The 20,817-nt window shown below is 68.6% G+C and carries 20 protein-coding genes and 2 pseudogenes; 8 read left to right on the plus strand and 14 right to left on the minus strand.

What is annotated here, in order from left to right:
* The first annotated feature begins 13 nt into the window (after window positions 1-13).
* Window positions 14-1,147, plus strand: a complete 1,134-nt coding sequence (locus KGD83_RS13660; protein WP_212644124.1) for an NAD(P)/FAD-dependent oxidoreductase — start codon at window positions 14-16, stop codon at window positions 1,145-1,147.
* 97 nt (window positions 1,148-1,244) lie between these two features.
* Window positions 1,245-2,621 (plus strand): sodium/glutamate symporter, encoded by a 1,377-nt coding sequence (locus tag KGD83_RS13665; protein ID WP_212644125.1) that lies wholly within the window; start codon window positions 1,245-1,247, stop codon window positions 2,619-2,621.
* A 78-nt stretch (window positions 2,622-2,699) separates the two neighbouring features.
* Here KGD83_RS13665 and KGD83_RS13670 read toward each other — a convergent pair whose 3' ends face one another.
* Window positions 2,700-4,289: an MDR family MFS transporter gene (locus tag KGD83_RS13670; RefSeq protein ID WP_249352444.1), complete on the minus strand. Its 1,590-nt coding sequence runs from the start codon at window positions 4,287-4,289 to the stop codon at window positions 2,700-2,702.
* A gap of 553 nt (window positions 4,290-4,842) precedes the next feature.
* Here KGD83_RS13670 and KGD83_RS13675 point away from each other — a divergent pair.
* Window positions 4,843-5,499 carry a hypothetical protein gene (locus KGD83_RS13675; protein WP_047867556.1) on the plus strand — a complete coding sequence of 219 codons (657 nt, stop codon included), beginning with the start codon at window positions 4,843-4,845 and terminating at the stop codon, window positions 5,497-5,499.
* Window positions 5,500-5,876: 377 nt separating this feature from the next.
* On the opposite strand, the gene KGD83_RS13680 is transcribed toward KGD83_RS13675, so the two are convergent.
* The gene (locus tag KGD83_RS13680) at window positions 5,877-7,373 is read right to left on the minus strand and encodes an FAD-binding oxidoreductase (RefSeq protein WP_212644126.1); all 1,497 of its coding nucleotides are present in this window, start codon (window positions 7,371-7,373) and stop codon (window positions 5,877-5,879) included.
* Between the two features lie 281 nt (window positions 7,374-7,654).
* On the opposite strand from KGD83_RS13680, the gene KGD83_RS13685 reads away from it, so the two are divergent.
* Window positions 7,655-8,692, plus strand: a complete 1,038-nt coding sequence (locus KGD83_RS13685; RefSeq protein WP_160313067.1) for a CPBP family intramembrane glutamic endopeptidase — start codon at window positions 7,655-7,657, stop codon at window positions 8,690-8,692.
* 210 nt (window positions 8,693-8,902) lie between these two features.
* Window positions 8,903-10,016 (plus strand): annotated as a pseudogene (locus tag KGD83_RS29125) (IS630 family transposase).
* Between the two features lie 692 nt (window positions 10,017-10,708).
* Here KGD83_RS29125 and KGD83_RS13695 read toward each other — a convergent pair.
* The 10 genes from KGD83_RS13695 to KGD83_RS13735 form a co-directional block, all read right to left on the minus strand.
* On the minus strand, window positions 10,709-11,329 hold the full coding sequence (locus KGD83_RS13695) for a TetR/AcrR family transcriptional regulator (RefSeq protein ID WP_047867555.1): 621 nt from the start codon (window positions 11,327-11,329) through the stop codon (window positions 10,709-10,711).
* A 311-nt stretch (window positions 11,330-11,640) separates the two neighbouring features.
* On the minus strand, window positions 11,641-12,774 hold the full coding sequence (locus KGD83_RS13700) for an FAD-dependent monooxygenase (protein ID WP_047867554.1): 1,134 nt from the start codon (window positions 12,772-12,774) through the stop codon (window positions 11,641-11,643).
* Window positions 12,775-12,958: 184 nt separating this feature from the next.
* Window positions 12,959-13,480, minus strand: coding sequence for a transposase (locus KGD83_RS13705; protein ID WP_256448868.1), 522 nt, complete (start codon window positions 13,478-13,480; stop codon window positions 12,959-12,961).
* Window positions 13,477-13,824 (minus strand): IS5 family transposase, encoded by a 348-nt coding sequence (locus tag KGD83_RS13710; protein WP_212644127.1) that lies wholly within the window; start codon window positions 13,822-13,824, stop codon window positions 13,477-13,479. The genes KGD83_RS13705 and KGD83_RS13710 overlap by 4 nt, the downstream gene beginning before the upstream one ends.
* Window positions 13,825-13,879: 55 nt before the next feature.
* Complete coding sequence (locus KGD83_RS28955; protein ID WP_256448875.1) at window positions 13,880-14,014, minus strand: hypothetical protein; 135 nt, start codon at window positions 14,012-14,014, stop codon at window positions 13,880-13,882.
* 495 nt (window positions 14,015-14,509) lie between these two features.
* Window positions 14,510-14,926, minus strand: a complete 417-nt coding sequence (locus tag KGD83_RS13715; protein WP_047867552.1) for a nuclear transport factor 2 family protein — start codon at window positions 14,924-14,926, stop codon at window positions 14,510-14,512.
* Between the two features lie 101 nt (window positions 14,927-15,027).
* The gene (locus KGD83_RS13720; protein WP_212644128.1) at window positions 15,028-15,336 is read right to left on the minus strand and encodes an NAD(P)-binding domain-containing protein; all 309 of its coding nucleotides are present in this window, start codon (window positions 15,334-15,336) and stop codon (window positions 15,028-15,030) included.
* 79 nt (window positions 15,337-15,415) lie between these two features.
* The gene (locus tag KGD83_RS13725; protein ID WP_212644129.1) at window positions 15,416-15,571 is read right to left on the minus strand and encodes a hypothetical protein; all 156 of its coding nucleotides are present in this window, start codon (window positions 15,569-15,571) and stop codon (window positions 15,416-15,418) included.
* 63 nt (window positions 15,572-15,634) lie between these two features.
* Window positions 15,635-16,105 (minus strand): Rrf2 family transcriptional regulator, encoded by a 471-nt coding sequence (locus tag KGD83_RS13730; RefSeq protein ID WP_212644130.1) that lies wholly within the window; start codon window positions 16,103-16,105, stop codon window positions 15,635-15,637.
* An 853-nt stretch (window positions 16,106-16,958) separates the two neighbouring features.
* The gene (locus KGD83_RS13735; protein WP_212644131.1) at window positions 16,959-17,219 is read right to left on the minus strand and encodes a hypothetical protein; all 261 of its coding nucleotides are present in this window, start codon (window positions 17,217-17,219) and stop codon (window positions 16,959-16,961) included.
* 171 nt (window positions 17,220-17,390) lie between these two features.
* Here KGD83_RS13735 and KGD83_RS13740 point away from each other — a divergent pair, with 171 nt between their 5' ends.
* Both KGD83_RS13740 and KGD83_RS13745 read left to right on the plus strand, forming a co-directional pair.
* Window positions 17,391-17,729: an ArsR/SmtB family transcription factor gene (locus tag KGD83_RS13740; RefSeq protein WP_047867550.1), complete on the plus strand. Its 339-nt coding sequence runs from the start codon at window positions 17,391-17,393 to the stop codon at window positions 17,727-17,729.
* 296 nt (window positions 17,730-18,025) lie between these two features.
* A complete protein-coding gene (locus KGD83_RS13745) occupies window positions 18,026-18,688 on the plus strand; it encodes a GNAT family N-acetyltransferase (RefSeq protein ID WP_249352351.1) in 663 nt (220 codons plus the stop codon).
* A 154-nt stretch (window positions 18,689-18,842) separates the two neighbouring features.
* On the opposite strand, the pseudogene KGD83_RS13750 reads toward KGD83_RS13745, so the two are convergent.
* Window positions 18,843-19,055 (minus strand): annotated as a pseudogene (locus KGD83_RS13750) (transposase); the annotation flags it as partial.
* A gap of 20 nt (window positions 19,056-19,075) precedes the next feature.
* Window positions 19,076-19,833 (minus strand): IS5 family transposase gene (locus KGD83_RS13755; protein WP_152691962.1). Its coding sequence is split into 2 segments (ribosomal slippage): window positions 19,076-19,495 and window positions 19,498-19,833, totalling 756 coding nucleotides; the frame shifts between segments, so codons are not numbered across the junction.
* 129 nt (window positions 19,834-19,962) lie between these two features.
* On the opposite strand from KGD83_RS13755, the gene KGD83_RS13760 reads away from it, so the two are divergent.
* The gene (locus KGD83_RS13760) at window positions 19,963-20,802 is read left to right on the plus strand and encodes a helix-turn-helix transcriptional regulator (protein ID WP_212644132.1); all 840 of its coding nucleotides are present in this window, start codon (window positions 19,963-19,965) and stop codon (window positions 20,800-20,802) included.
* Window positions 20,803-20,817 lie beyond the last annotated feature (15 nt).

A 20,817-nucleotide genomic window follows, 5' to 3' on the forward strand; every position in this document is an offset into this window, starting at 1 on the left:
GAGGGAGTGGCCGATGACCTACCAGTTTGTGATTATCGGGGGCGGAGTGCACGGCTGCGCCACCGCGTGGCAGCTCGCCGAGGCCGGGGCGGACGTCCTGCTCCTGGAGGCCCGCGAGGTGGCCTCGGGGGCCTCGGGCGGCTTCGGCCGCCGCGGTGTGCGAGCCAACCGGCGCGACCTGCGCGAACTTCCGCTGATGCGGGCCGCCTACCGTATCTGGCCCACCCTCGACCAGCGCTTGGGCGCGGCCACGGGCTACCAGCGCACGGGCGGGATGTTCCTCATCGAGCAGGAGACCACCGGTACCAGGGGCGGGCTGGTCGCCGCGCACACCCACGCGGCGGTGCAGCGGCGCCTGGGTGTACCCACCGAGGTCCTCGACCGCGAGGGCGTCCTGGCGCGGGAACCCGGAGTCTCGGAGTCCGTGCGGGCGGCGCTGTACTGCCCGTACGACGGCACCGCCGACCACACCGCCACGACCAGGGCGTTCGCCGACGCGGCGCGCGAACGCGGCGCCGTGATCACCGAGCACAGCCCGGTCACCGCCGTGGAGCGCTCCGGGGACCGCGTCACCGCGGTGCGCACCGCGAGCGGGGAGCGCCACGAGGTGGGTGAGGCGCTGCTGGTGCTCAACAACGCCGGGGCCGCCGACCTGCTGCGCACGGAGTTCGACGTGGAGCTGCCGGTGTGGCGGATCCTGCCGCAGGCGCTGCGGCTGACCCCCCGTTCCACTCCACCCATGACCCACCTCGTCGGCCACGACCACCGCTCGTTGTCGCTGAAGCCGCTGCCCGACGGCGGCGTCATGGTGAGCGGCGGGTGGCGTGGCCGCTGGGACGCCGACCACGGCCGGGGCCGGACCGTGGAGGAGAACGTGCGCGGCAACATGCGGGCCGCCGCGGAGGTCTACGCCGACCTCGCCGAGGCCGAACTCGACCACGCCGACGCCTCCCGGCCAGAGTCGTGCAGCGCCGACGAGATACCCGTCATCGACCGGATCCCGGGAACCGCCAACGCGCTGGTCGGCACCGGCTGGACCGGGCACGGCTTCGCCATCGCACCGGCCGTGGCCGAGTCGCTCGCGTTCTGGGCGCGCACCGGATCGCGCCCCGACAACCTCGCCCCCTTCTCGTTCGCCAGGTTCTAACCGCGGCGCGGGACCGGGGTCCGCGCGGGACCGCCGGTCCGGGCCGCCCAGGCGGCCGACGACCCCACTCCCCGATCCGCGCGTACGAAGGAGCGGCATGTTCCCCACAGACGAAGTCGGCGGCGACGCCGTCACCACCCTGCTGTTCGCCGTCACCGTCCTCGGCCTGCTCGTGCTCGCCGGAGTCGTGCTGCGGCTGCTGATCGCCCCGCTGCGCCGCCTGTTCGTCCCGGCCGCACTCATCGGCGGCGTCCTGGGGGCCGCGCTGGGGCCCTACGGCGCGGGGCTGTTCCCCGAGGGCATGATCGGCACCTGGGCCGCGCTGCCCGGGGTGCTGATCACCGTGGTCTTCGCCCCGATGCTCATCGGCGTGCGCATCCCCGACCCGCGCAGGAGCTACCACCTCGTCGCGCCGCAGCTCCTCTTCGGCTACATGGGCGACTTCCTGATGATCGGCGTCCCCGTGCTGGTGTGCGCCGCGCTGCTCATGCCCTTCTGGGACGTGAACGCCATGTTCGGCACCGTCATCGAGGTCGGCTGGCCGGGCGGGCACGGCACCGCCGCCGGGATGGGGCCGGTCTACGCCGAACTGGGCTGGGCCGACGGCGGCGCGCTCGCGCTGGCGGCGGCCACCGCCGGGCTGGTGTTCGGGATCGTGATGGGCATGGTGCTGATCAACATCGGCGCCCGCCGCGGTCACCTGCGCCACGTCGGCGCGGGCCGGGGCGAGGAGGCACCCGAGGTCCTGCCCGAGGAGGCGCGGTCCTCGATGGGGCGCGTGACCCTCAACAAGGACCTCGTCGACGGACTGGCCTTCCACGGGGCGCTGATCGCCGCGGCGGTGCTGATCGGCTGGGTGCTCCAGTACTTCCTCGGACTCGTGATCCCCGGCATGCCCCTGTTCCCGCTGGCGATGATCGGCGGCGGCGTCGTACAGGCGGTCATCGCGCGCACCCGGCTGGGCGAGGCGGTGGACCCCGGCAGCCTGCGCGCCGTCCAGGGGGTCGCGCTCGACCTGCTGGTGGTCTCGGCCGTCGCGTCCATCGCGGTGCCCGTCGTGCTCGGCAACATCGTGCCGCTGCTGGTGCTGGTCGGGGTCGCCGCGCTGGTGTGCGTGGGCTTCTTCTACTGGGCGGGCCCGCGGATGTTCCGCGACTCCTGGTTCGAGCACTCCATCGTCAACTTCGGCACGCTGACGGCGGTGGCCTCGGTCGGCCTGATGCTGCTGCGCACGGCCGACCCGGAGCTCAGGACCGACGCCGCGCGGGCCTACGCGCTGCGCGCGCCCTTCTTCAGCCCGATCGCCGGGGGAGGCATGTTGACCGCGCTGCTGCCGCTGATCGCGGTGAACCACGGCCCCTGGGCGCTGGGCATCGGAGCGCTCGTCGCCGCGGCGGCGGTGTACGTGCTCGCGCGGGTGCTGGGGATCTGGCGGCGGCCCGGAGCGGGCGTCGGCGCCGACGCCGGGGTCTGAGCCGCCGGTTCCGGGCGCGAACGCGAGAGGCCCTTCCCGGGGGCGATTCCGGGAAGGGCCTCTCCTGTGCGGGGTCGGTCAGTCGGCGGACGGCTCCCGGCCGGTCCGCGCCGTGCCCGCGGTGCCGACCGTGCTCGTCGGCTCCGTCGGGGCCCCGGCCTCCGGGGCCTGTGCGAGCTCCTCGGCCCTCCCGGCCCTCCCGGCCCCCTCGGCCTCCGCGGCCGGATCGGGCAGGTCCAGGCTGTCCCGCAGCTTGACCCGGGGCAGGAACACCGCCAGCACCAGGCCGACGAGGGCGATGCCCGTGGCGAGCAGGAACAGGTCGCCGGTGGACGTGCCGTAGGCGCCCTCGACGATCTCGCGCAGGAACGGCGGCATGGCGTCCAGGTTCAGGGTGCCGGCGTCCCCGCCTCCGGCGGTGGCGCTCACCCCGGACTCGGACAGTCCGTCGGAGATGTTCGTGGAGACGCGGTTGGCCAGGAAGGCGCCCAGCACGGACACGCCCATGGTGCCGCCCAGGGTGCGGAAGAAGGCGACCGTGCCGCTGGCCGCGCCGATCTCGCGCAGCGGGACGGAGTTCTGCACCACCAGGACCAGGTTCTGCATGGACATGCCGACCCCCAGCCCCATCAGCACCATGCCCCCGCACACGATGAGCAGCGGCGTGGTCGCGTCGATGGTGGCCAGCACCAGGAAGCCCAGGGTCAGCGTGACCATGCCGGTGACCACGTAGGACTTGACCCGCCCCGAACGCGAGACCATGCGCCCGGACACGGTCGAGGAGATCATCGTCCCCAGCATGAGCGGGGCGGTCAGCAGACCGGCCTCGGTGGGGGAGTAGCCGCGCGCCAGCTGGAAGTACTGGCCCAGGAAGACCGCGCCGCCGAACATCGCCATGCCGACCGCGGAGCTGGCCAGGATGGCGATGGCCGTCTCGCGCCGCATGACCAGGTGCAGGGGCACGACCGGCTCCGACACGCGCGCCTCCACCCACACGGCCAGGCCGAGCAGCAGCAGGCTTCCGGCGACCATGGCCCCGGACTGCCAGGAGATCCACGCGAAGTCGTTGCCCACGAAGGTGACCCACAGCAGCAGGAGGCTGACGCCCGCCGCGATCAGCGCGGCGCCCGCGTAGTCCACCTTCGTGTCGGGGCGGCGCACGTCCACCAGCTTGAGCGTGCGGCTCAGCGCCACCAGGGCCACCAGCATGAACGGCACGCCGATGAGGAAGCACCAGCGCCAGCCCAGGCCCGGCAGGTCGGCCAGCAGACCGCCGATCAGCGGTCCGCCCACGGTGGCCACGGCCATCACCGCGCCGATGTAGCCGTTGAGGGTGCCGCGCTGCTTGGGGCTGACCATCGCGGCGATGATCACCTGTACCAGGACCTGCGAGGCGCCCATGCCCAGACCCTGCACGGCCCGGAACGCGATGAGCTGGCCGGTGGTCTGCGCGAAACCGCACAGCAGCGACGAGACGATGAACAGCCCGATCGAGAGCTGGAGCAGCTTCTTCTTGTCGAAGAGGTCGGCCAGCTTGCCCCAGACCGGAGTGGAGGCGGTGGAGGCCAGCAGGGTCGCGGTCACCACCCACGTGTACTGCGACTGACTGCCGTCCAGCGCCCCGACGATCTGAGGGAGGGCGACCGACACGATCGTGCTGCTGAGCATCGTCACGCCCAGCACTATGAGCAGGCCGCTCAGGGAGCGCAGGATCGAGGGTTGCCCGGTGTCGGGTAAGGGACGGGAAGTGCGCACGGATGGACCTCTGAGGGGAGAAGACGGGGCGGCGCCGGGGCCGCTGGACTACTGGGTTGCCGTGGGTGGCCAAAAATGTGCAGAAGAGGAATTTTTGCACCCACTGTAGAATATCACCGGGTCCGCGATCCGAGGGCTGGCCAAACGTGGGAAAGGCGACATCCGTCCCCGGGAATGTCCGCGCCGTGCGCCGGGGCGCTCGGTTCCGTCCCGCCCCCTCGCCCCTTGGCGCGCCCACTGCCGACCTGCGGCCTGCGCCACCCCTGGTCGGAGCGCCGTCGCGCCCGCGTGCCGCGTCCTTCGGGCCGGTTCCAGCTGGATGCCTGTCCCGAGGAGGGGCCCTCGGCGGCGGGGGAGGGGTCGAAGGCGGGGCCGATCCGCGCGCATGGCGCTTCCCCGATGGGGCAGACTGCCGAGGTAACCCTCGAAAAACTGTCTTCTCGAAAAGCGAGATAGAAGGACGCGCATGACATCCCTCCTCTTCGCCGCCTTCGCGCTGGCCCACCTGTGCCTGACCGTCTGGCTGGTCCGGCTGGCGCTCTCCCGACGTTCCCCGCACATCTGGTCGGCGGCGGCCGTGGCCGCCGGACTCGTCTACGACAACGGGATCGTGGCGCTGGGCTCCACCATCGGCGCCGGGGACCTCCTGCTCGCGCTGAACCTGCCGCGCTTCGTGGTGCACGCCCTGGTCACGCCGCTGCTGATCGTCTTCGCCGCCGGGGCGGCCCGCGACGCCGGGCTCGCCTGGGCCCGCCCGCGCGCGGTGCGCGCCGGGTTCTGGCTGCTGACGGCCGCGCTCATCGTCTACGGCGTCGTGACCGAACTCGTCGGGCTCGCCCTGGTGCCCGGCCGCGAGGGCGACGCGCTGCGCTACTCGGCCGCCGAGTCGGCCCCGCCGGTCCCGGCCGTGGCGACCGTCCTCGTGCTGCTCGTGGTCGGTGCGGCGCTGCTGGTGCGTGCGCGCAGCGGGTGGATGCTGCTGGGCGCCGCCGTCATGTTCGCGGTCTCTGCCGTGCCCACGGCACCGCTGGCGGTGGGCAACACGGGGGAGGTGGCGCTCATCGCCGGGCTCGCCCTCACCGCGCGAAGGGCTGGTCACGCCTCTTCCCATGCCCTGGCGTGACCTGCACGAACCCGTGCCCGAGCGGTGCGTGACGATCCGTTGAGAGAGCTTCGCAGCCGTTGAGAGCCGTTGAGAGCCGTTGGGAGGGGCTCCCGTCTCCCAAGAATCTCCCACTTCCGGATGGGAGACGGGAGCCTTGCACTACGTCGGGCCGAGGGCCCCGCCCCCTCGGTCTGGCTCCTCCAGCACCGGGATGAGCGGGTCGGAAGACCGTCTCCTTCTTGACCACGCAAAGTGACGAAGAAGGCTGCGCCGCTCTGCGGATACAGCACAACGGCGCCCTGCCCGTGTGGGCGTGGTCGTGCGTCGCGCTGTGATCGGCTCGGGTTGTGGCAGCTGACCGGTTGCCGTGGTGCCAGTGAGCCCTCATAAGCTGCCTAGAGTCCTCCGGCTTGGGTGTTCCGCGGGAGGGGTGTTGCGCTGAAGACTGAATCTGGATCAAAGACCGACTTGACCGCAAGAAGCCGTTCCGTGTTGGTGCCGTAGGCCTCGGTGACCTGCTCCTGGTGCTCAGGCCCGAGGAAGTTGACGTATCCGCCCGGGAATGAGTGCTGAGCCAGCGACTCGTGCACGGCCTCGGCCCATCGAAGATGTTCTTCGTCGCCGCGGCCATCACCCTCCCACAGTGCGATGAGTTCGACCATCCGGTGAGGTCGGCGCAAACCGAACGCTGTCGATGCGAGGTCAGGCAGTGTCGCAGCTCCGTGGAAGTCGTGTGCGAGGACCGCAGAGAAGGGTGAGGTGAATCTGCCAGCAGCGTCTTCAAGGCGGGCGACGATGTCTTCGGAGATGTCCTGCACTGTCCTTGTCCGGATGGCTCCCCTTCGACCGACGGGGAACATCGCGTCCGTCGCCGCCAGGGTCGCCGAGCGAGCGACCGGCCCGATTTCTGCACTCAGTGGTGTCCCGAGCCGGGCCAGCGTGCGGACCGGGCCGTCGTCGGCGTCTCCCGCCGCGATGTCACCGGACCAGGTGGGTGCCACGTAGACCACGGGACACCCACTCGGGCCGGGCAGGAAACCGACGTCCACCGACAGCTCATCCGCGCTCTCCTGCCGGACCTCGCTGAGGTCAGCCAGTAGTCGGCGACTGTGCGTACCGGAATACAAGATGGTGCCGGAGACCACTGTCGGCACCGGATGCAATTGGATCCTCGCTGAGGTGACCACACCGAAGTTGCCTCCCCCACCACGCAAGGCCCAGAACAGGTCCGGATGGTGCTCAGCGTCGGCGTGTACCAGCGATCCGTCGGCGAGTACGACGTCGGCACCGAGCAGGTTATCCGCCGCGAGTCCGAAGCGCCCGATGAGCGGACCGTACCCGCCCCCGAGGGTCAGCCCGACTATGCCCACCGCCCCCGCTGTGCCCGTAACAGCCGTGAGCCCGACTCCTTCAGCAGCGGACACGACATCCGAGGACAATGTTCCGCCCCCTATTACAGCGTGCCGCTTCTCAGCGTCGATACGGATACCACGCATGCCGGTCAGGTCCAGAACGATGCCACCAGGCCGGACCGCACGTCCCCAGAAGTCATGACCTCCGCCGCGTACCGATAACGGAACCTGATGGTCGCGGGCGGCTCGCACAACGGCCTGCACATCGGCCGTGCTCGTACACCGGACAACGACGCGCGGAATGGACTCCGCAGCGGCGTTGAACAGCGTGATCGCCCGATTGAATTCAGGGCCCGCTGTGTGGACCGAGCCGGTGCCAACGGTGGCGTGCAACTGAGCAGCAAGTTTCGGTTCGGCCAATGCCCGGCCGAAAGGATCGGGGTGATGTGAATGCACGGGTTCTCCAGGACGAGTGATGAACGATCGTGAGGTGCGATCGCCGCGAGTCGGTGTGTCGTCCGCCCTCTCCTCCTCAGGCAAAGCTCTGCTCCTCAACCGAGGCAACCTGCTCACGACGATTTTCCGGGTCCACTCGTTTGGACATGGGCCCATCGAATCTTTATCTAGCATGGCTATGCTAACATGCCTGGCGTGCGGATCACCGAGGGGTCTGATGACCGTGCTGCACGCAGCCAGCACCACCCCCGGCCCGAAGGAACCGACCGACTCCAGTAGCTGGGCCTATGGGGATGGAAAGAGCGCTCGCCTCCCTCATCGCCGGCTCCACGACAGCGCATCCACCAGCTCGCACGGTGAACGCCGTGTGGGTCGAGGAGAAACACATGCCACGAGATCACCACTCCAGCCCATCCAGGCCTTCGACGATCGGGAGCGCCGGCAACGGCAATCGCGATGGCACGGCGGTCCTGCCACCGGGGCCGACCGAATACCACCAGTTCCTGCGTGCTCCTGGGTACCGCTGGTGGAAAGCCGTGCTGGCGATCGTGCTGATCCCCGTCGCCTATGTCGTGAGCACCTTGACGCTTACCTGGGGATTGACCTTCGTCTCCGAGTCGTTCGACCTCAGCCTGGTGCCGCCGGAGACGCCGGGCGACGGAGTGGTGACGATGAGCCCGGCTCGGCTGCTCGCCAGTAATCTCGCGATCGGATTGCTGATCCCAGTCTCCCTCGGCCTGCAGCGGCTCCTGTTCGGGCAATCCGGGCGATGGATGCACTCAGTGCACGGCCGCTTCCGGTGGAAGCTGGCGCTGACCTTGGCAGGCGCGCTGGTACCGGTGTGGACCGTATACGGCATCGTCTGGACGATGCTGAATCCCGAGGCGGCCGGTGTCAGCGGGCCATCGGCCACGCTGGTGAGCACCTTCACTCTGTTCGTGATCGTGCTATTCACCAGTCCCTTGCAGGCCGCCGGCGAAGAGTACGCCGCGCGCGGTCTGCTGGCACGCAGCTTCGGCTCCTTCACCACGCAGCCCGCACCCGCCCTACTGCTGGCCCTGCTTGCGCCGAACCTGATGTTCACCGTGATCCACGGTCTGGCAGACCCCTGGCTGTTCGTCTACACCTTCACATCCGGGCTAGCGTGCGCGGTGATCACTTGGCGCACCGGTGGAGTCGAAGGGGCCGTCGTGCTTCACGCAGTGAACAACACCATCCTGCTCCTGGTCGCCTCCTTCTTCTCCAGCGAGGTCACCATCGACCGCAGCTCCGGACACGGCGAGGCGATGGTGCCCGGCATCCTTCTGATGGTGCTGGCCGCCGCGGGGGTCTGGCTCTGGGCGCGGCGCCGCGGTATCGCCCGCTCCGCTGATCCGTTCGGTGACCACCCGACAGGCGAGTGAATTCCTGGGGTGCATTCATCGGCTCGGACCCACATACCGCAAGGAGCTACTACATAGCGTCCAGCTTGGCAGCCAGCGCATCGCCAATACAGCTCATCGGTCTCCGGGCCCTGGATAACCGCTAGTGCTGTGACCGGGAAGGTTCACCGGGTTGGTGGCACCTGCCAGGGTTAGACCCGACACTGCGCCTCCGCCCCCAGAAGGCACCCGGTGGCCGAGCCCGTCCGAGCCCGCAGACTCACCCCATCCGAAGGACGAGAACTCCAGCGCATCGTCCGCCGGGTCAGCACCGACACCGTGCGCTACCGGCGGGCGATGATGGTCCTGGCCTCATCCAGCGGCGACACCGTCCCCGCGATCGCCCGCCTGGTCCAAGCCCACGAGGACACCGTGCGCGAGGTGATCCACCGCTTCAAACGGATCGGCATGGACTGCCTGTACCCGAACTGGGCGGGAGGCCGTCCCCGCCTACTCACCCGCGAGGACGAAAAACTCGTCGTCCAGACGGCCACCACCGGCCCCACCAAGCTCGGCCAACCCTTTACCCGCTGGTCGCTGCGCAAGCTCGCCACCTACCTGAACACGAGACGCGCACACCCCGTCCGCATCGGCCGCGAGCCCCTGCGCACCCTGCGCCACCGGCACCTGGAAGGTGACGCCCTTCCCCGAGTTGGACGCCAAACCCGACCGGATCTAGCGCGTCACCACCCACTTCCCCGACCGGATCTTCGCCTTTGACGAGTTCGGCCCGCTCGGCATCCGCCCCGACCACGGCGCCGACTGGGCTCCGCGAAAACCCCCGGACCGGATCCCGGCCGCCTACCACCGCACCCACGGGGTGACCTGCTTCCACGGCTGCTACTGCGTGGGCACCGAAACCCTGTGGGGCACCAACCAACGGCGCAACGGCGCGAACAGCACAATCACCGCGCTCAAGTCGATCCGCGCCGCCCGCCCCGACGGTGCTCCCGTCTACGTCCTCTTGGACAACCTGTCCGCGCACAAGGAGGACCCCAAGATCCGCGCCCGGGCGGCCAGGAACAAGGTCGAGTTGTGCTTCACCCCGACCTAGGCCTCCTGGGCCAACCCGATCGAGGCGCATTTCGGGCCGCTGCGCCAGTTCACCATTGCCAACTCCCCCCGACCCAACCGCACGTTGCAGACCCGGGTCCTGCACGCCTACCTGCGGTGGCGCAACGCCAACGCCCGCCATCCGGACGTGCTCGCGGCCCAGCGCCACGAGCGCGCCCGGGTACGCAGTGAGGAAGGCGTCCGCTGGGAAGGAGGGCCGGTCGACCTCGCGGCCCGATCCTCAACCCGCTGAACCTTCCCGGTCACAGCACTAGGCAGCGGGAGGACACCCATAGTTTCCACCTTCCGGACCGCATGGTGCTGATATAGGAAAGTGCTTATTTCGCGACCTGTGGTACGGCGTTCGAACCGCCGCCTGACCCGTTCTCGCCCCACTGCCAGCCACGGGTGCGCGATCCCGTCGGGGCAGGCGGTGGCGAACGCTTGGTCAACGGCCAGGGTGTCCTCGTGCAGGTCCATCCGTAAGATCTGGCCGTCTTCAACCAAAGGTGCATGGCCGACGGGGTGGTGAACGTTCTGCCGGACGACGCTATCGTGTGCGTGAAGGTCCCCGGAAGGATCACGTCACCCTCGTCGACCAGGAATTACTCCAGAATCAATCAGCTCTTGCCTGGCAAGTAATGGGGCCGCATCGCGGCGAAGAAGGAGGCAACCTCCTGCTGACGGTAACGGCGGCCGGTCCAAGGCAATGTGTCGCTACCCGGGACTTACCAGTCGATCTGGTCCCCGAACGGCTATTGGAGCCCATTCGCGTCCTGTCCTCCCAAACGACCCACGAACTACTCAACCACAGGGCGTGGCTTCGGTTTGTCTGTTGCCAGCGCCCTGTCCTCTCCTGCTGTTCTTGTGTGTCTTGTTCGTCGCCAGCCAAGGAGATACGGATGCCTCGCCGCGGGGTGGGTCACCGTTGATGGAGCCGGACCGTCAAGGGTTCGAGGCGGTTCCGTTGACATGCGGATAGGCGTCGCGGAGACGCTGTACGGTGGATGTCACCACGGCGCGCACATCGGACTCTTGCAAAGGCGCTGAGCGCAGTGAGGCGCTAAGCGAGAAACCTTCGACGAGGGTGACCAGGAGGGATGCTTCCCGTTGGAGTGCTTCCTCGTCGATGGCGCGGTCGGCCAGGACCTCACGCAGGATGGAACGGATCGCCGTGCCTGCCGCGACAGATGTCGCAGCGATCTCAGCTCCGATCTCCGGGTCGGTGCGCCCCAGTACTCGGTACTCGACAAGGGCGGTGTTCTCCTTGAGTTCCTGCTCGGTCGTCGGCGCGGTGAATGTGATCAAGTCGACGATCCGGATCGCCGGGTCGCTGGACAACTGGGGGGCGCGATTCTGCGCGCGTTGGATCAGGACGCTCAGTGTGAACCGCATCACCTCGCTCAAGGCGTCCCCGAAGTAGTGCCGAATGCTCCCGATCGCGAAGCCGCTCCGGGCAGCGATCCGCGCGAGGGTGACGGACCGGAGGCCGTGCGCGGCGATCTCCTCGATCACCGCGTCGGCGACTTCTTCCCTGCGTACGTCAGGATCCACTCGTTTGGGCACGCCCCCAGTTTAGCCGAAACTAACATGAGCATGCCGGGCTTGTAGCATGAAAATGCTGAAAAGAGTACGCCTTCCGTTGGCGACCTGTGGGTGTGCATCGTGAACGGCCGTGCCATCCCGCAGATGACCAGTCACCGCGGGGCCTGTGGGGGCTCGCGCCAGTCGATGGGAGCTCGGAGGAGGAGTGGCGGGTCTACCCCGGCTCCAGGGGCGGAGTTCCCTCCGTTTCGTACATCCCCTCATTGCAGCGCACGCGGTTCACGGCCAATCTTGGTGACGAATCGATCGTGAAGGTCGACATCGGTCACGCGTCAGGCCGCTTCGCGTGAGGTCATTCGGTTCGTGTGACCGATCGCGCGGCCCATCGTGTTCCGAATCATGAGGCCTGCGCGGGTACTGGGCACCATGATTCTGGAGACACGGCCGACGCGTCGCTGCCGCGGTCGCACTTCGCGGCGGAGCCGCGACTCGTAGGCGGCGAAGCCACGGGCGTGGTCTCCACGGTGGGAGGCGAGTTCTTCCGCGAGGGCATACGCTCCCGCCATCGCCATACTGGAGCCGTCGCCGAGCAGGCCTGTGGCGGCCGCCGCATCTCCGAGCAGTACAACTCGTCCGCGGGACCACGAGGGCATCCGGACGGTCGTCAGGGAGTCGAAGAACGGGGCTGGGTGGTCGAGGTAGGCCGCTACGAATTCCGGCGCCCGCCATCGCACGTCGGCGTACGTCTCGGCCACGGTCTGCTTGTGAAGGGCGATGTTCTTGCGGTCGTGGATCCCCTGTCCTGTGGCCCGGAAGGTGAATATCGCTAGTGGGGTATCGCGGGAAGGGTGGATGACCAGCATCCGGTTTGGCACGGTCAGCATTGTCAGCTCGCTCGGGTCGTCCACGGCGTCCGGTTCCAGAGGGACCGTCGCGCCGTAGAGACCCAGATCGCTCACGAACTGCCGTTCGGGTCCGAACACGAGACGCCGCATGGTGGAATGCGTCCCATCGGCACCGACCACCAAGTCGAAACGCCGTGGCGCGGACCGCCTAAAGACGACGTCGACTCCGCCTTCGTCCTGTTCGAGTGCGGTCACGGTGTCGTCGAACACGAACTCCGCATCGCCCTGCGCCGCTCGGTGGAGCACCTGGGACAGGTCGGCCCGGGTCACCTCGACTGTCGGCGACCCCCCGGAATAGGGGAGCCTGAGGACTCGTTCGCCGGCTGGGTCGAGCAGGGTCAACGACCGGTTGCGGGTGGCGAGCTGGCGGAGCTGCGGAAGAATCCCCATACGCTCGGCGACCGGTGACGCGGGCCCCTTCACGACGATCGCACTGCCGCCGGAGCGCAGTTGTCGGGCGTACTCGACGACGGTCGGCCTGTATCCATTCCGCGCGAGCCAGAAGGCTAGCGCCGGCCCTGCGATTCCGGCACCGAGTATCAACACCTCGGGCTTCTTCATGACCACACCTTCCTCTGATCGTTGACGGCTATCGTTCAGCCGCCCAAGGTACGGTTGTTTTCGTACCTTGGTCGAGTAGAGCACGTCCCGAGGTTCGATGCAAGTCGTACCTGAAGGAGCCGTTCGTGGCCAGTAAGAACAGCGTCGGCCTGGGGGTCGATGCGCTTGATCTGGGCGTGGTGCTTCACCCTTCGGCGGACGGGCATCGCCGTGCCCTGATGACGGAGTCGGCCGTTGACCACACCCCGCCGACGGCTCCCACCGTGCTCGTGACGGCAGTGGGCCCCACCTTCTCGTCGGTGGAGACGACATCCGAGGGCCACGCCCCACCTCCGATGGGGGCGTGTCGCCTGTCGGCGTCTACCCGAGCCCACCGCATGCCGGTCAGATCCAAGACGGTGCCGTCGGCGCGGTGGGCGATGGTCGCTTTGATCCCACGCCGACGCAGGTGGGCCCGGTTGGCGCGGCTGGAGTAGGCCTTGTCGCCCAGGACCCGGTCCGGGCGGGTCCTGGGCCTGCCCACGCTGCGGGCCAACCGCAACGCGGCCATCAACGGCTCGAACATCGGGCCGTCCCCGCGCTGGCCCGGCGTGGTGGCCAGCACCAGGGGCCGCGGGCAGGAGTCGGCGAGCAGGTGGACCTTGGTGGTCAGCCCGCCCCGGGGGCGGCCCAGGGCCTGGGCCCCGTCCGGTTCGTCCCGCGCTATCTCCCCTTTTTCGCCGCTCCGGCGGCGTGCTGGTGGGCCCGCCCCGCGGTGGAGTCGATGCCGACGATGAGTTCCTCGCCGCTGTCGGCGTCGATACGCAGCAGGTCGGCGATTCTCTGCCAAGTGCCGTCGATGGACCAGCGGCGGTGGCGGCCCGCGACGGTCTCCCAGGGGCCGTAGCGTTCGGGCAGGTCCCGCCAGGGGATGCCGGTGCGGGCGCGGAACAGGATGGCGTTGATGACCTTGCGGTGGTCGGCCCACTTCTTGCCCTTGTGAGGGTCGGCGGGCATGAGCGGGGCGGGCAGGGCCCACTCGGCATCGGAGAGTTCATGACGACCGGCCATGACACGACCCTGTCAGAGCAGGCCCCACCACACACCCACTTCTGCAAAACAGTGCCTAGGCCGCGGTCGAGGTCGCCCAGTCCCAGCGCACCACCGTCAAGGGCGAGAAGACCGCCGCCGCGGTGGTCTCCAAGCTCACGGAGGAGGTGATCGCCCTTGAGACCGAGTTCGCCCAGACCGGTACGGCCATCGAGGGCCGGTTCTGCGAGCACGAACAAGCTGCGATGATCACCAGCCATGCCGGGGATCGGCAACCTGCGTCGGCCGCGGCGTTACAGCCGGCGCCTGCTGCGAGTCTTCTACACGTTCGCCCAGGTAAGCACCCGCTGTTGCCCGGCCTCGAAGGCGTTCTACGAGCGCAAGCGGGCTGAGTGCCAACGGCATGTCCGGGCAGTGCTCGCGTTGGCCGGGCGTCGGGTCAACGTGCTCTGGGCGATGCTCCGCGATGGTCGTCCCTACGTGGCCTCGCCTGTCACACGGCTGTCCGCGGCGGCCTGAACCACTCGCGGTCGGTTACCGTTCGGGGTTGACAACTTCATCGGCAGTCCTCTCGGTGATCTCTTGACGTCGTGCGGTTGCTGCGCCGGGAAGGAACGTTCGTCGACCGCGGTCCGGGGCCGGACGACGAACAGCGTCGGGCCCCGACCCGCTTCTTCGCCCTCGCGAGTGCGCGACCGCCCGGAGCTCAGACGGCGGCGAACGCCTGTTCGATTACGAGGGTGTCCTCGTACAGGTGCATCCGGACGATTCGGCCGTCCTCGACCACCAGGTGCAGGGCCGACGGCGTGGTGAACTTCCTGCCGGATGATGCGATCACGTGCGTGAAGGTCCCCAACAGGATCACGTCTGTCTCGTCGACGACGAATCGCTCGAGGGTCACCTCACTCTCACCCGGCGCGTAGTGGGGCCACATGGTGGTGAAGAAGGAGGCGACGTCGGCCCGCCGGGTACGACGGCCCGTCCACGGCAGGGTGTCGCTGCCCGGGACGTACCAGTCGATCTGGTCCGCGAACAGCTTCTGGATGCCCTCCGGATCCTGCCGGACCAGGCGCTCCACGAACTGCTCGACCACGGCACGGGGGCTCTTGGTGTCTGCTGCCATCGTCTTTTCCTCTTTCGCTCTCGTGCGTCATGTAGTCGCCACCGCAGGAAGCGCGGCCGCCGTCTCGTCGTGTTGGTGCTGCAGGAGGACGTGCTTGCCGCTCAGGGTCCCCGGAGCTGCACGAGTGCGCCGCCCTCACCCAAGCCGCCGAGAGCGACGGGCGCGAAGCCGAATCCTGTCGGCATCTGCCCGATGGCGATCCTGGCCGTCTCGTCGTCCCGGGCGCAGAGGACCGCCTGGTGGCCTTCGGTGTGGCGAGGGTCAGGCGTCGTGAAGCCGGCGAACATCGCGTTGAACGCCTTGGTCAATGTGACCCCGGCCATCTGATGCTCGCCCCACTGGCTTCCGATCGGCGGCGCGCCGTCGGCGAAGCCACGGTAGGGCTTGGACTCGGCGGGCTGGTTGGTCATGTCAACCATGATGCGACCGGTCCGGCCCCAAGACGCCGTCCGACCACGGGGGCGTGGCCGAAGGGGACGGCGAACAACATCACGCCGACCTCCACCGCCCCCTCGAACGCGGCCATCGATGCTTCAGGCCGCCGTCGTCGGCGACGGCACGCACCGACCTGGGATCGCGGCCGTCGCTGAGCAGTACTCGGTGCCCGGCGCGCAGGGCGTGAGCGGCGATCGTTCTCAACTCCATGGGCCCTGTTCCTCTCGGTCAGTCCGGTCAGCACCTTCAAGCGACTGGAAGTAACTATTTATGTTACATCTGTGGGCAGGGGTTCGAAGCAGCAACGGCAGGCTGGGTCGGTGTGAGAACCTCGCGCAGGACGTCCTCGAGCGTGACTTTCGACAGCTCGTCGTTCAGGGCGGACTCGATCCTGTCGTACACCCTTGTCATCGCCGGCCTGATACCGCGACCGATGACACACTCGGGATCGGGCGTCGAGCGGTGCAGGCCGAAGACGTGCCCAGGCTCGATGGCGCGATACACGTCGAGCAGCGTGATCGAGGCCAGGTCCCGAGAGAGCACCCATCCCGCACCCGCGCCTCTTCGTGAGTCAGCCAATCCTGCCCTGCGCAACTGGGCCAGCAGACGGCGAATCACCACGGAGTTCGTGTTGACGCTCGTCGCAATCTGTTCAGAGGTGGCCACCTGGTGACCACGGCGTTGGTACAGCCCGATCCAGGTCAGGGCGTGGGCTGCCACCGTCAGCCTGCTGTTCGCGCTCATCTCTTCTCCTCCGGGGCCGCCTGCGATCCGTCGGTGTAACCGTAAAGGTAACAACCAACCGTCCGGTGCTGACTCTCAGGTGATGCGGACCGTCGGAGAGCTCGGCGTCGCCCGGGCCGCGTAGTGAGAAGGTCCGATCCAAGGCATGCAGTGGTCGACGTGCGTCCACATTGCTCATCCGGCGCTCTGCGGGGCCGTGCGCTGTAAGGATTCGAGTCCGTGAGGGTCTCCGAACTTTGCCGGCTGCTCGGCGTCCAGGAGTCCGACGTCAGATGTGCCATCGCCGCTCGGAGTATCCCGACGAAGCCCGCAGGGGGTCGCCTCGCACTCTCGATCGGTCCGGTGAGGACGACCATGGCAACACGAGGCGCTCAGCCGGGCGGGTGCGCGTCCCTGAGACGGTGCAGGGAGGACGTGATCGCGTGGAGAAGACTCAGCTCGTCCATGCTGACGGGACTCAGCGTCAGATCGGCCCCGCACCGGGGGCACGGGAGCACCCACGGGCGCAGCTGTTCTGGCGGCACCCCGGCATCGGGAGGTCCCCGCGGTGCTCGGAACGACCGAGCGAGCGCTCGCATTCCAGCACCGCGAAAACCTGCACATCGAGATGGACGGGCTTGATGCGTAACGTTGTCGCCCCGTGTGGTCACAGCTCTCGAGCCGACGGGTCCCGAGCCCCATTCCCGGAGCACACTTGAGCGCTTCGCCCCGGATCATGGCTCGCGCAGAGGAGCAACACATGCGTTCGCATCCCCCACGGCCGTGCCCAGGAGAGCCAGGGCACGGGTGCGCCGCTTGCCTTCGTAGGCGTGGGAAAGGATCGAGGTGCCTCCGGTCGCGATGGAAGCAGCGCCTATGTCGGTGACGGTCCGTGCGATGCGAGGCTCCCGGCAAGCGCGCTCCAGCCCCCTCCGAGCAGGACCGTGGCGAGACCGACCGCGACGGTCCGTCGCAGCCCGACCCGATCGCCGGTCCATCGCCAGAAGAGCGTCGAGATCGTCAGGGCGAGGTTGAAGCCGTTGACGACTCCTCGCAGTTTGGCCGGGTCACTGCCGAGTTCCCGCGAGACGTCGGGAAGCGCAATCGCAGTCCCGGGGAAGCCATCGGGGATCACGAAGACGCTCCACGGCACAACCGGCAGCAGCAGCCGCGACGGCGATCAGTGGTCGGCCGTGGCGTGCGGGGCCGACGTCAGAGCTCCTCCTTGGTGCTAAGGCTGCCGTGCCTACGCGAAAGCACATCGCTAAGGTACGATGCTAGCCAGACTTGAAAGGTGTGGCAGCAAATGGCGAAGGAACCGATTTCGGGCCCGACGGCCGCGCAGATGGAGCTCGGCGTGGTGCTCCGGGCGCTCTCGGACGAGCACCGTCGAGCGGTGATGATCGAACTCGCCACGGACGGGGAGGATCGCGAGCGCACCTGTAATTCTTTCGACCTTCCGATCTCGAAGCAAACCCAGACGCATCACTTCCGGGCACTTCGGGAAGCCGGGCTGATCTGCGAGATCGACTACGGCAATCGGAAGGGTATTCGGCTACGCCGCGCAGACATCGACCGACGTTTTCCTGGCCTGCTCACCCTTCTCGCGGCGGAAGCTCGTACTTCGGACTATGCGAACGGCTAAGGGTTGTCCCGAAGTCGTGTCCGACCTGTCAGAGCTGATCCGACGGGCAGCGGGGGCTGGCTGGGTGGCCGGAAAGGACGAGACGACGCTGTTTGCCGTACCTGCTCCGGAACGGGTTGTGTGGTCACTGTGGCGCCCTGGGTGGGGACTGCGTGCGAGGCGTGAGGCACGAGGCTCACGGACTGACCGCCCGGACACCGTGTCTTCGCTGCCAACACGCCACGTGATCCAGCGGACAGCTCTTGGACGGCCCGTTCACAGGTACGGAAAAAGCACCTGCGAGCACCCCGGACGCCATGCTGGGATGGATCATCACGAACCGCATGCACATCCCGTCCGTCAATGAATCCGACCTTCCGATCGCGATGGAGCTGAATCTCGCCGAGCACGCCTGCCACCTGCACCGAACCCTCAAGGGTGCGTCCGTTACCGATACCGACGACCTGCTGATCGCCGACAGCGGTCTCGACGACGACACCTTCAACATCGTCGCGGGGGCCCGCTTCACCCCGGGCACCGCCCCGGCCCGCGCCGCGGAGACGGCCCGGACACCGGCCGCCACCGGTCGCCCCTTCTCCTGGTGGGTGGGCCCCGCCTCCAGGCCGGGCAACCTCGCCGAGCATCTTCAGTCCGCCGGTCTGGATGCGTCGGAAACGGAGGCGGGCATGTGGAAGGACCTGTGCGACCCCCTCCCCGACGCGCACGTCGACGGTCGGCCCGTCTGCTCGGCGGAGGTCTTCCTGCACGCGGGCGTCGCCGGGATCTACAACATCGCCACCCTCGCCACCGACCGCCGCCGCGGCTATGGCTGCGCCGTCACCGCGGCCACCCTGCGCACCGCCCGCGACGCGGGCTACGAGACCGCGGTGCTGCAGGCATCCACCGACGGGGAACCCGTCTACCGCCGCCTCGGGTTCACTGTCAGCGGCCACTTCACCGAGTACGCCCTCACCTCCTGACCCGTCACGGCAACTGCTCCGCCGCTCACAAACGCCTGGTAGTCCGTCGGCAACGCTTCACGCCCGGGGCATCGGCCTGAAGGGCCTCCAGCTTCGACCTCATGTCTGACCAGCGAGAACCACACATGGAGGTCGGAGAAAGAACGCCCTCTAAGCCCACAAGGGCCAGGTTGCGCAGGTGCGCGATGCCGGGCATCGCGTGGTGCACGCCGTCGCCCCTGAGACGGCAGTCGTGCAGGATCCTCCACCCCTTCATGCGGGCGAAGGCGTGCTCGACACGGGCCCTGACCTGTTTGCGGGAGCGGTCGTGCTCTTGCTTCCAGCCCGGCAGTTCGGCTTGGCCGTTCGCGCGGCGGTGGGGAATCACTGTCTCGTACCGGGACGGTCCTATAGATGCCAAGCGAGGCCGAGGTCGGTCTTGAGATCGTAGCGGCGGTGTAGGCGGCGGCATCCGGCCAGCCAGGCCATCGTGCGCTCGACCTGCCACCGGTGCCGCCCCGACCGCTGCGAGGACTCCACTCCCTTGCGGGCCGGGCGGTGAACGATCCCCCGTTGGCGCAGCCATCGGCGCAGGTGGTCATAGTCGTAGCCCTTGTCTCCGTGCAGCTTGGCCGGGCGACGACGTCGTGGTCCACGGCGGGACCGGACCGGGGGTATTCCTCGCACCAGGGGTTGCAGGGCCTGGCTGTCGTGGGTGTTGGCCCCGGAGATCGCCGCGCACAGGGGCAGACCGGCCCGGTCGGTGATCAAGTGGATCTTCGACCCCTTCTTGCCCCGATCGACAGGATTCGGACCCGTCAGGTCCCCCCTTTGAGGGCTCGCATGTTCACCGAGTCGATCGCGCACCGCGACCAGTCCAGCTCACCGCGGGAACCGAGTTCGTCCAGCACGAGTCGGTGGAGCTTGGCCCAGACCCGGGCGCGGGTCCACTCGGTGAAGCGCCGGTGTGCAGTAGGCCCGGACGGGCCGAACACCGACGGGAGTTGCGCCCAGGTGCAGCCGCTGGTGGCGACGAAGATGATCGAGGCCAGCACCTCGCGATCGCCGTGTCTGCGCCTGCCGCCGCCCTGGGGACGTGTGGGCGGTTCGGGCACCACTCGCTGGAATAGTTCCCACAGCTCATCAGGCACAGGACGTTCAACCATCGACACGCGGTCAGGCTACCGAGAATCCAAATGAGATGAGCTCACCGTAAAGGGGGGATCGGCGGTCCGTGGTTACCGCCGCGCCCGCAAGGTAGACACGGAGCAGCACCACTGTGAAGAGGGAGTGCCGTGATCGATCGCACCGGGCTGGCCGAGTTCCTCCGCACCCGCCGGGAGGCGCTGCAACCGGAGGACGTCGGCCTGCCGCGCGGGCAGCGCCGCAGGACCAGCGGCCTGCGGCGGGAGGAGGTCGCCGCGCTGTGCCACATGTCCACCGACTACTACTCCCGGCTGGAACGGGAGCGCGGACCGCGGCCGTCGGGCCAGATGCTCTCCTCCATCGCCCAGGGGCTGCACCTGTCACTGGACGAGCGGGACCACCTGTTCCGCCTCGCCGGACACAACCCGCCTCCGCGCGGCACGGTCAGCGACCACGTCAGTCCCGGACTGCAGCGGGTCCTCGACCGCCTGGACGACACGCCCGCGGAGATCGTCACCGAACTCGGCGAGACCCTGCGCCAGTCCCCGATGGGCGTCGCGCTCACCGGCGACACGACCGTCTACACCGGGCCCGAACGCAGCGCGGGGTACCGGTGGTTCACCGACCCCGACTCCCGGCGGCTCTACGCGCCCGAGGAGCACGCGTTCCTCACCCGCATGTACGCCTCGGGTCTGCGCGAGCTCGTCACCCTGCGCGGCCCCGACTCGCGGGCCGCCCACCTCGCCGACCTCCTCCTGGGGCGGAGCGAGGAGTTCCGGCGGGTGTGGGAGGACCACGAGATCGGTGTGCGCCCCCACCACGTCAAGCGCTTCGTGCACCCCGAGGTCGGACCCCTGGAGCTGAACTGCCAGAGGCTGGTCGATCCGGGCCAGGCCCACTCGCTGCTCGTCTACACCGCCGTCCCCGGCAGCGAGAGCCACGACAGGCTGCACCTGCTGTCGGTCATCGGGACCCGGGCGCTGGGCTGAGCGACCAGCCGCCAC

It is taken from the genome of Nocardiopsis akebiae, assembly GCF_018316795.1.
In the GTDB taxonomy this organism is placed as follows: domain Bacteria; phylum Actinomycetota; class Actinomycetes; order Streptosporangiales; family Streptosporangiaceae; genus Nocardiopsis; species Nocardiopsis dassonvillei.

What these genes read in the sequence shown, in the direction of transcription:
- KGD83_RS13660 (WP_212644124.1), top strand. Translation starts at nt 14, where the DNA reads ATGACCTACCAGTTTGTGATTATCGGGGGCGGAGTGCACGGCTGCGCC.
- KGD83_RS13665 (WP_212644125.1), top strand. Translation starts at nt 1,245, where the DNA reads ATGTTCCCCACAGACGAAGTCGGCGGCGACGCCGTCACCACCCTGCTG.
- KGD83_RS13670 (WP_249352444.1), bottom strand. Translation starts at nt 4,289, where the DNA reads ATGCTCAGCAGCACGATCGTGTCGGTCGCCCTCCCTCAGATCGTCGGG.
- KGD83_RS13675 (WP_047867556.1), top strand. Translation starts at nt 4,843, where the DNA reads ATGACATCCCTCCTCTTCGCCGCCTTCGCGCTGGCCCACCTGTGCCTG.
- KGD83_RS13700 (WP_047867554.1), bottom strand. Translation starts at nt 12,774, where the DNA reads ATGAAGAAGCCCGAGGTGTTGATACTCGGTGCCGGAATCGCAGGGCCG.
- KGD83_RS13710 (WP_212644127.1), bottom strand. Translation starts at nt 13,824, where the DNA reads ATGGCCGGTCGTCATGAACTCTCCGATGCCGAGTGGGCCCTGCCCGCC.
- KGD83_RS28955 (WP_256448875.1), bottom strand. Translation starts at nt 14,014, where the DNA reads ATGGCCGTACCGGTCTGGGCGAACTCGGTCTCAAGGGCGATCACCTCC.
- KGD83_RS13715 (WP_047867552.1), bottom strand. Translation starts at nt 14,926, where the DNA reads ATGGCAGCAGACACCAAGAGCCCCCGTGCCGTGGTCGAGCAGTTCGTG.
- KGD83_RS13720 (WP_212644128.1), bottom strand. Translation starts at nt 15,336, where the DNA reads ATGACCAACCAGCCCGCCGAGTCCAAGCCCTACCGTGGCTTCGCCGAC.
- KGD83_RS13725 (WP_212644129.1), bottom strand. Translation starts at nt 15,571, where the DNA reads ATGGAGTTGAGAACGATCGCCGCTCACGCCCTGCGCGCCGGGCACCGA.
- KGD83_RS13730 (WP_212644130.1), bottom strand. Translation starts at nt 16,105, where the DNA reads ATGAGCGCGAACAGCAGGCTGACGGTGGCAGCCCACGCCCTGACCTGG.
- KGD83_RS13740 (WP_047867550.1), top strand. Translation starts at nt 17,391, where the DNA reads ATGGCGAAGGAACCGATTTCGGGCCCGACGGCCGCGCAGATGGAGCTC.
- KGD83_RS13745 (WP_249352351.1), top strand. Translation starts at nt 18,026, where the DNA reads ATGCTGGGATGGATCATCACGAACCGCATGCACATCCCGTCCGTCAAT.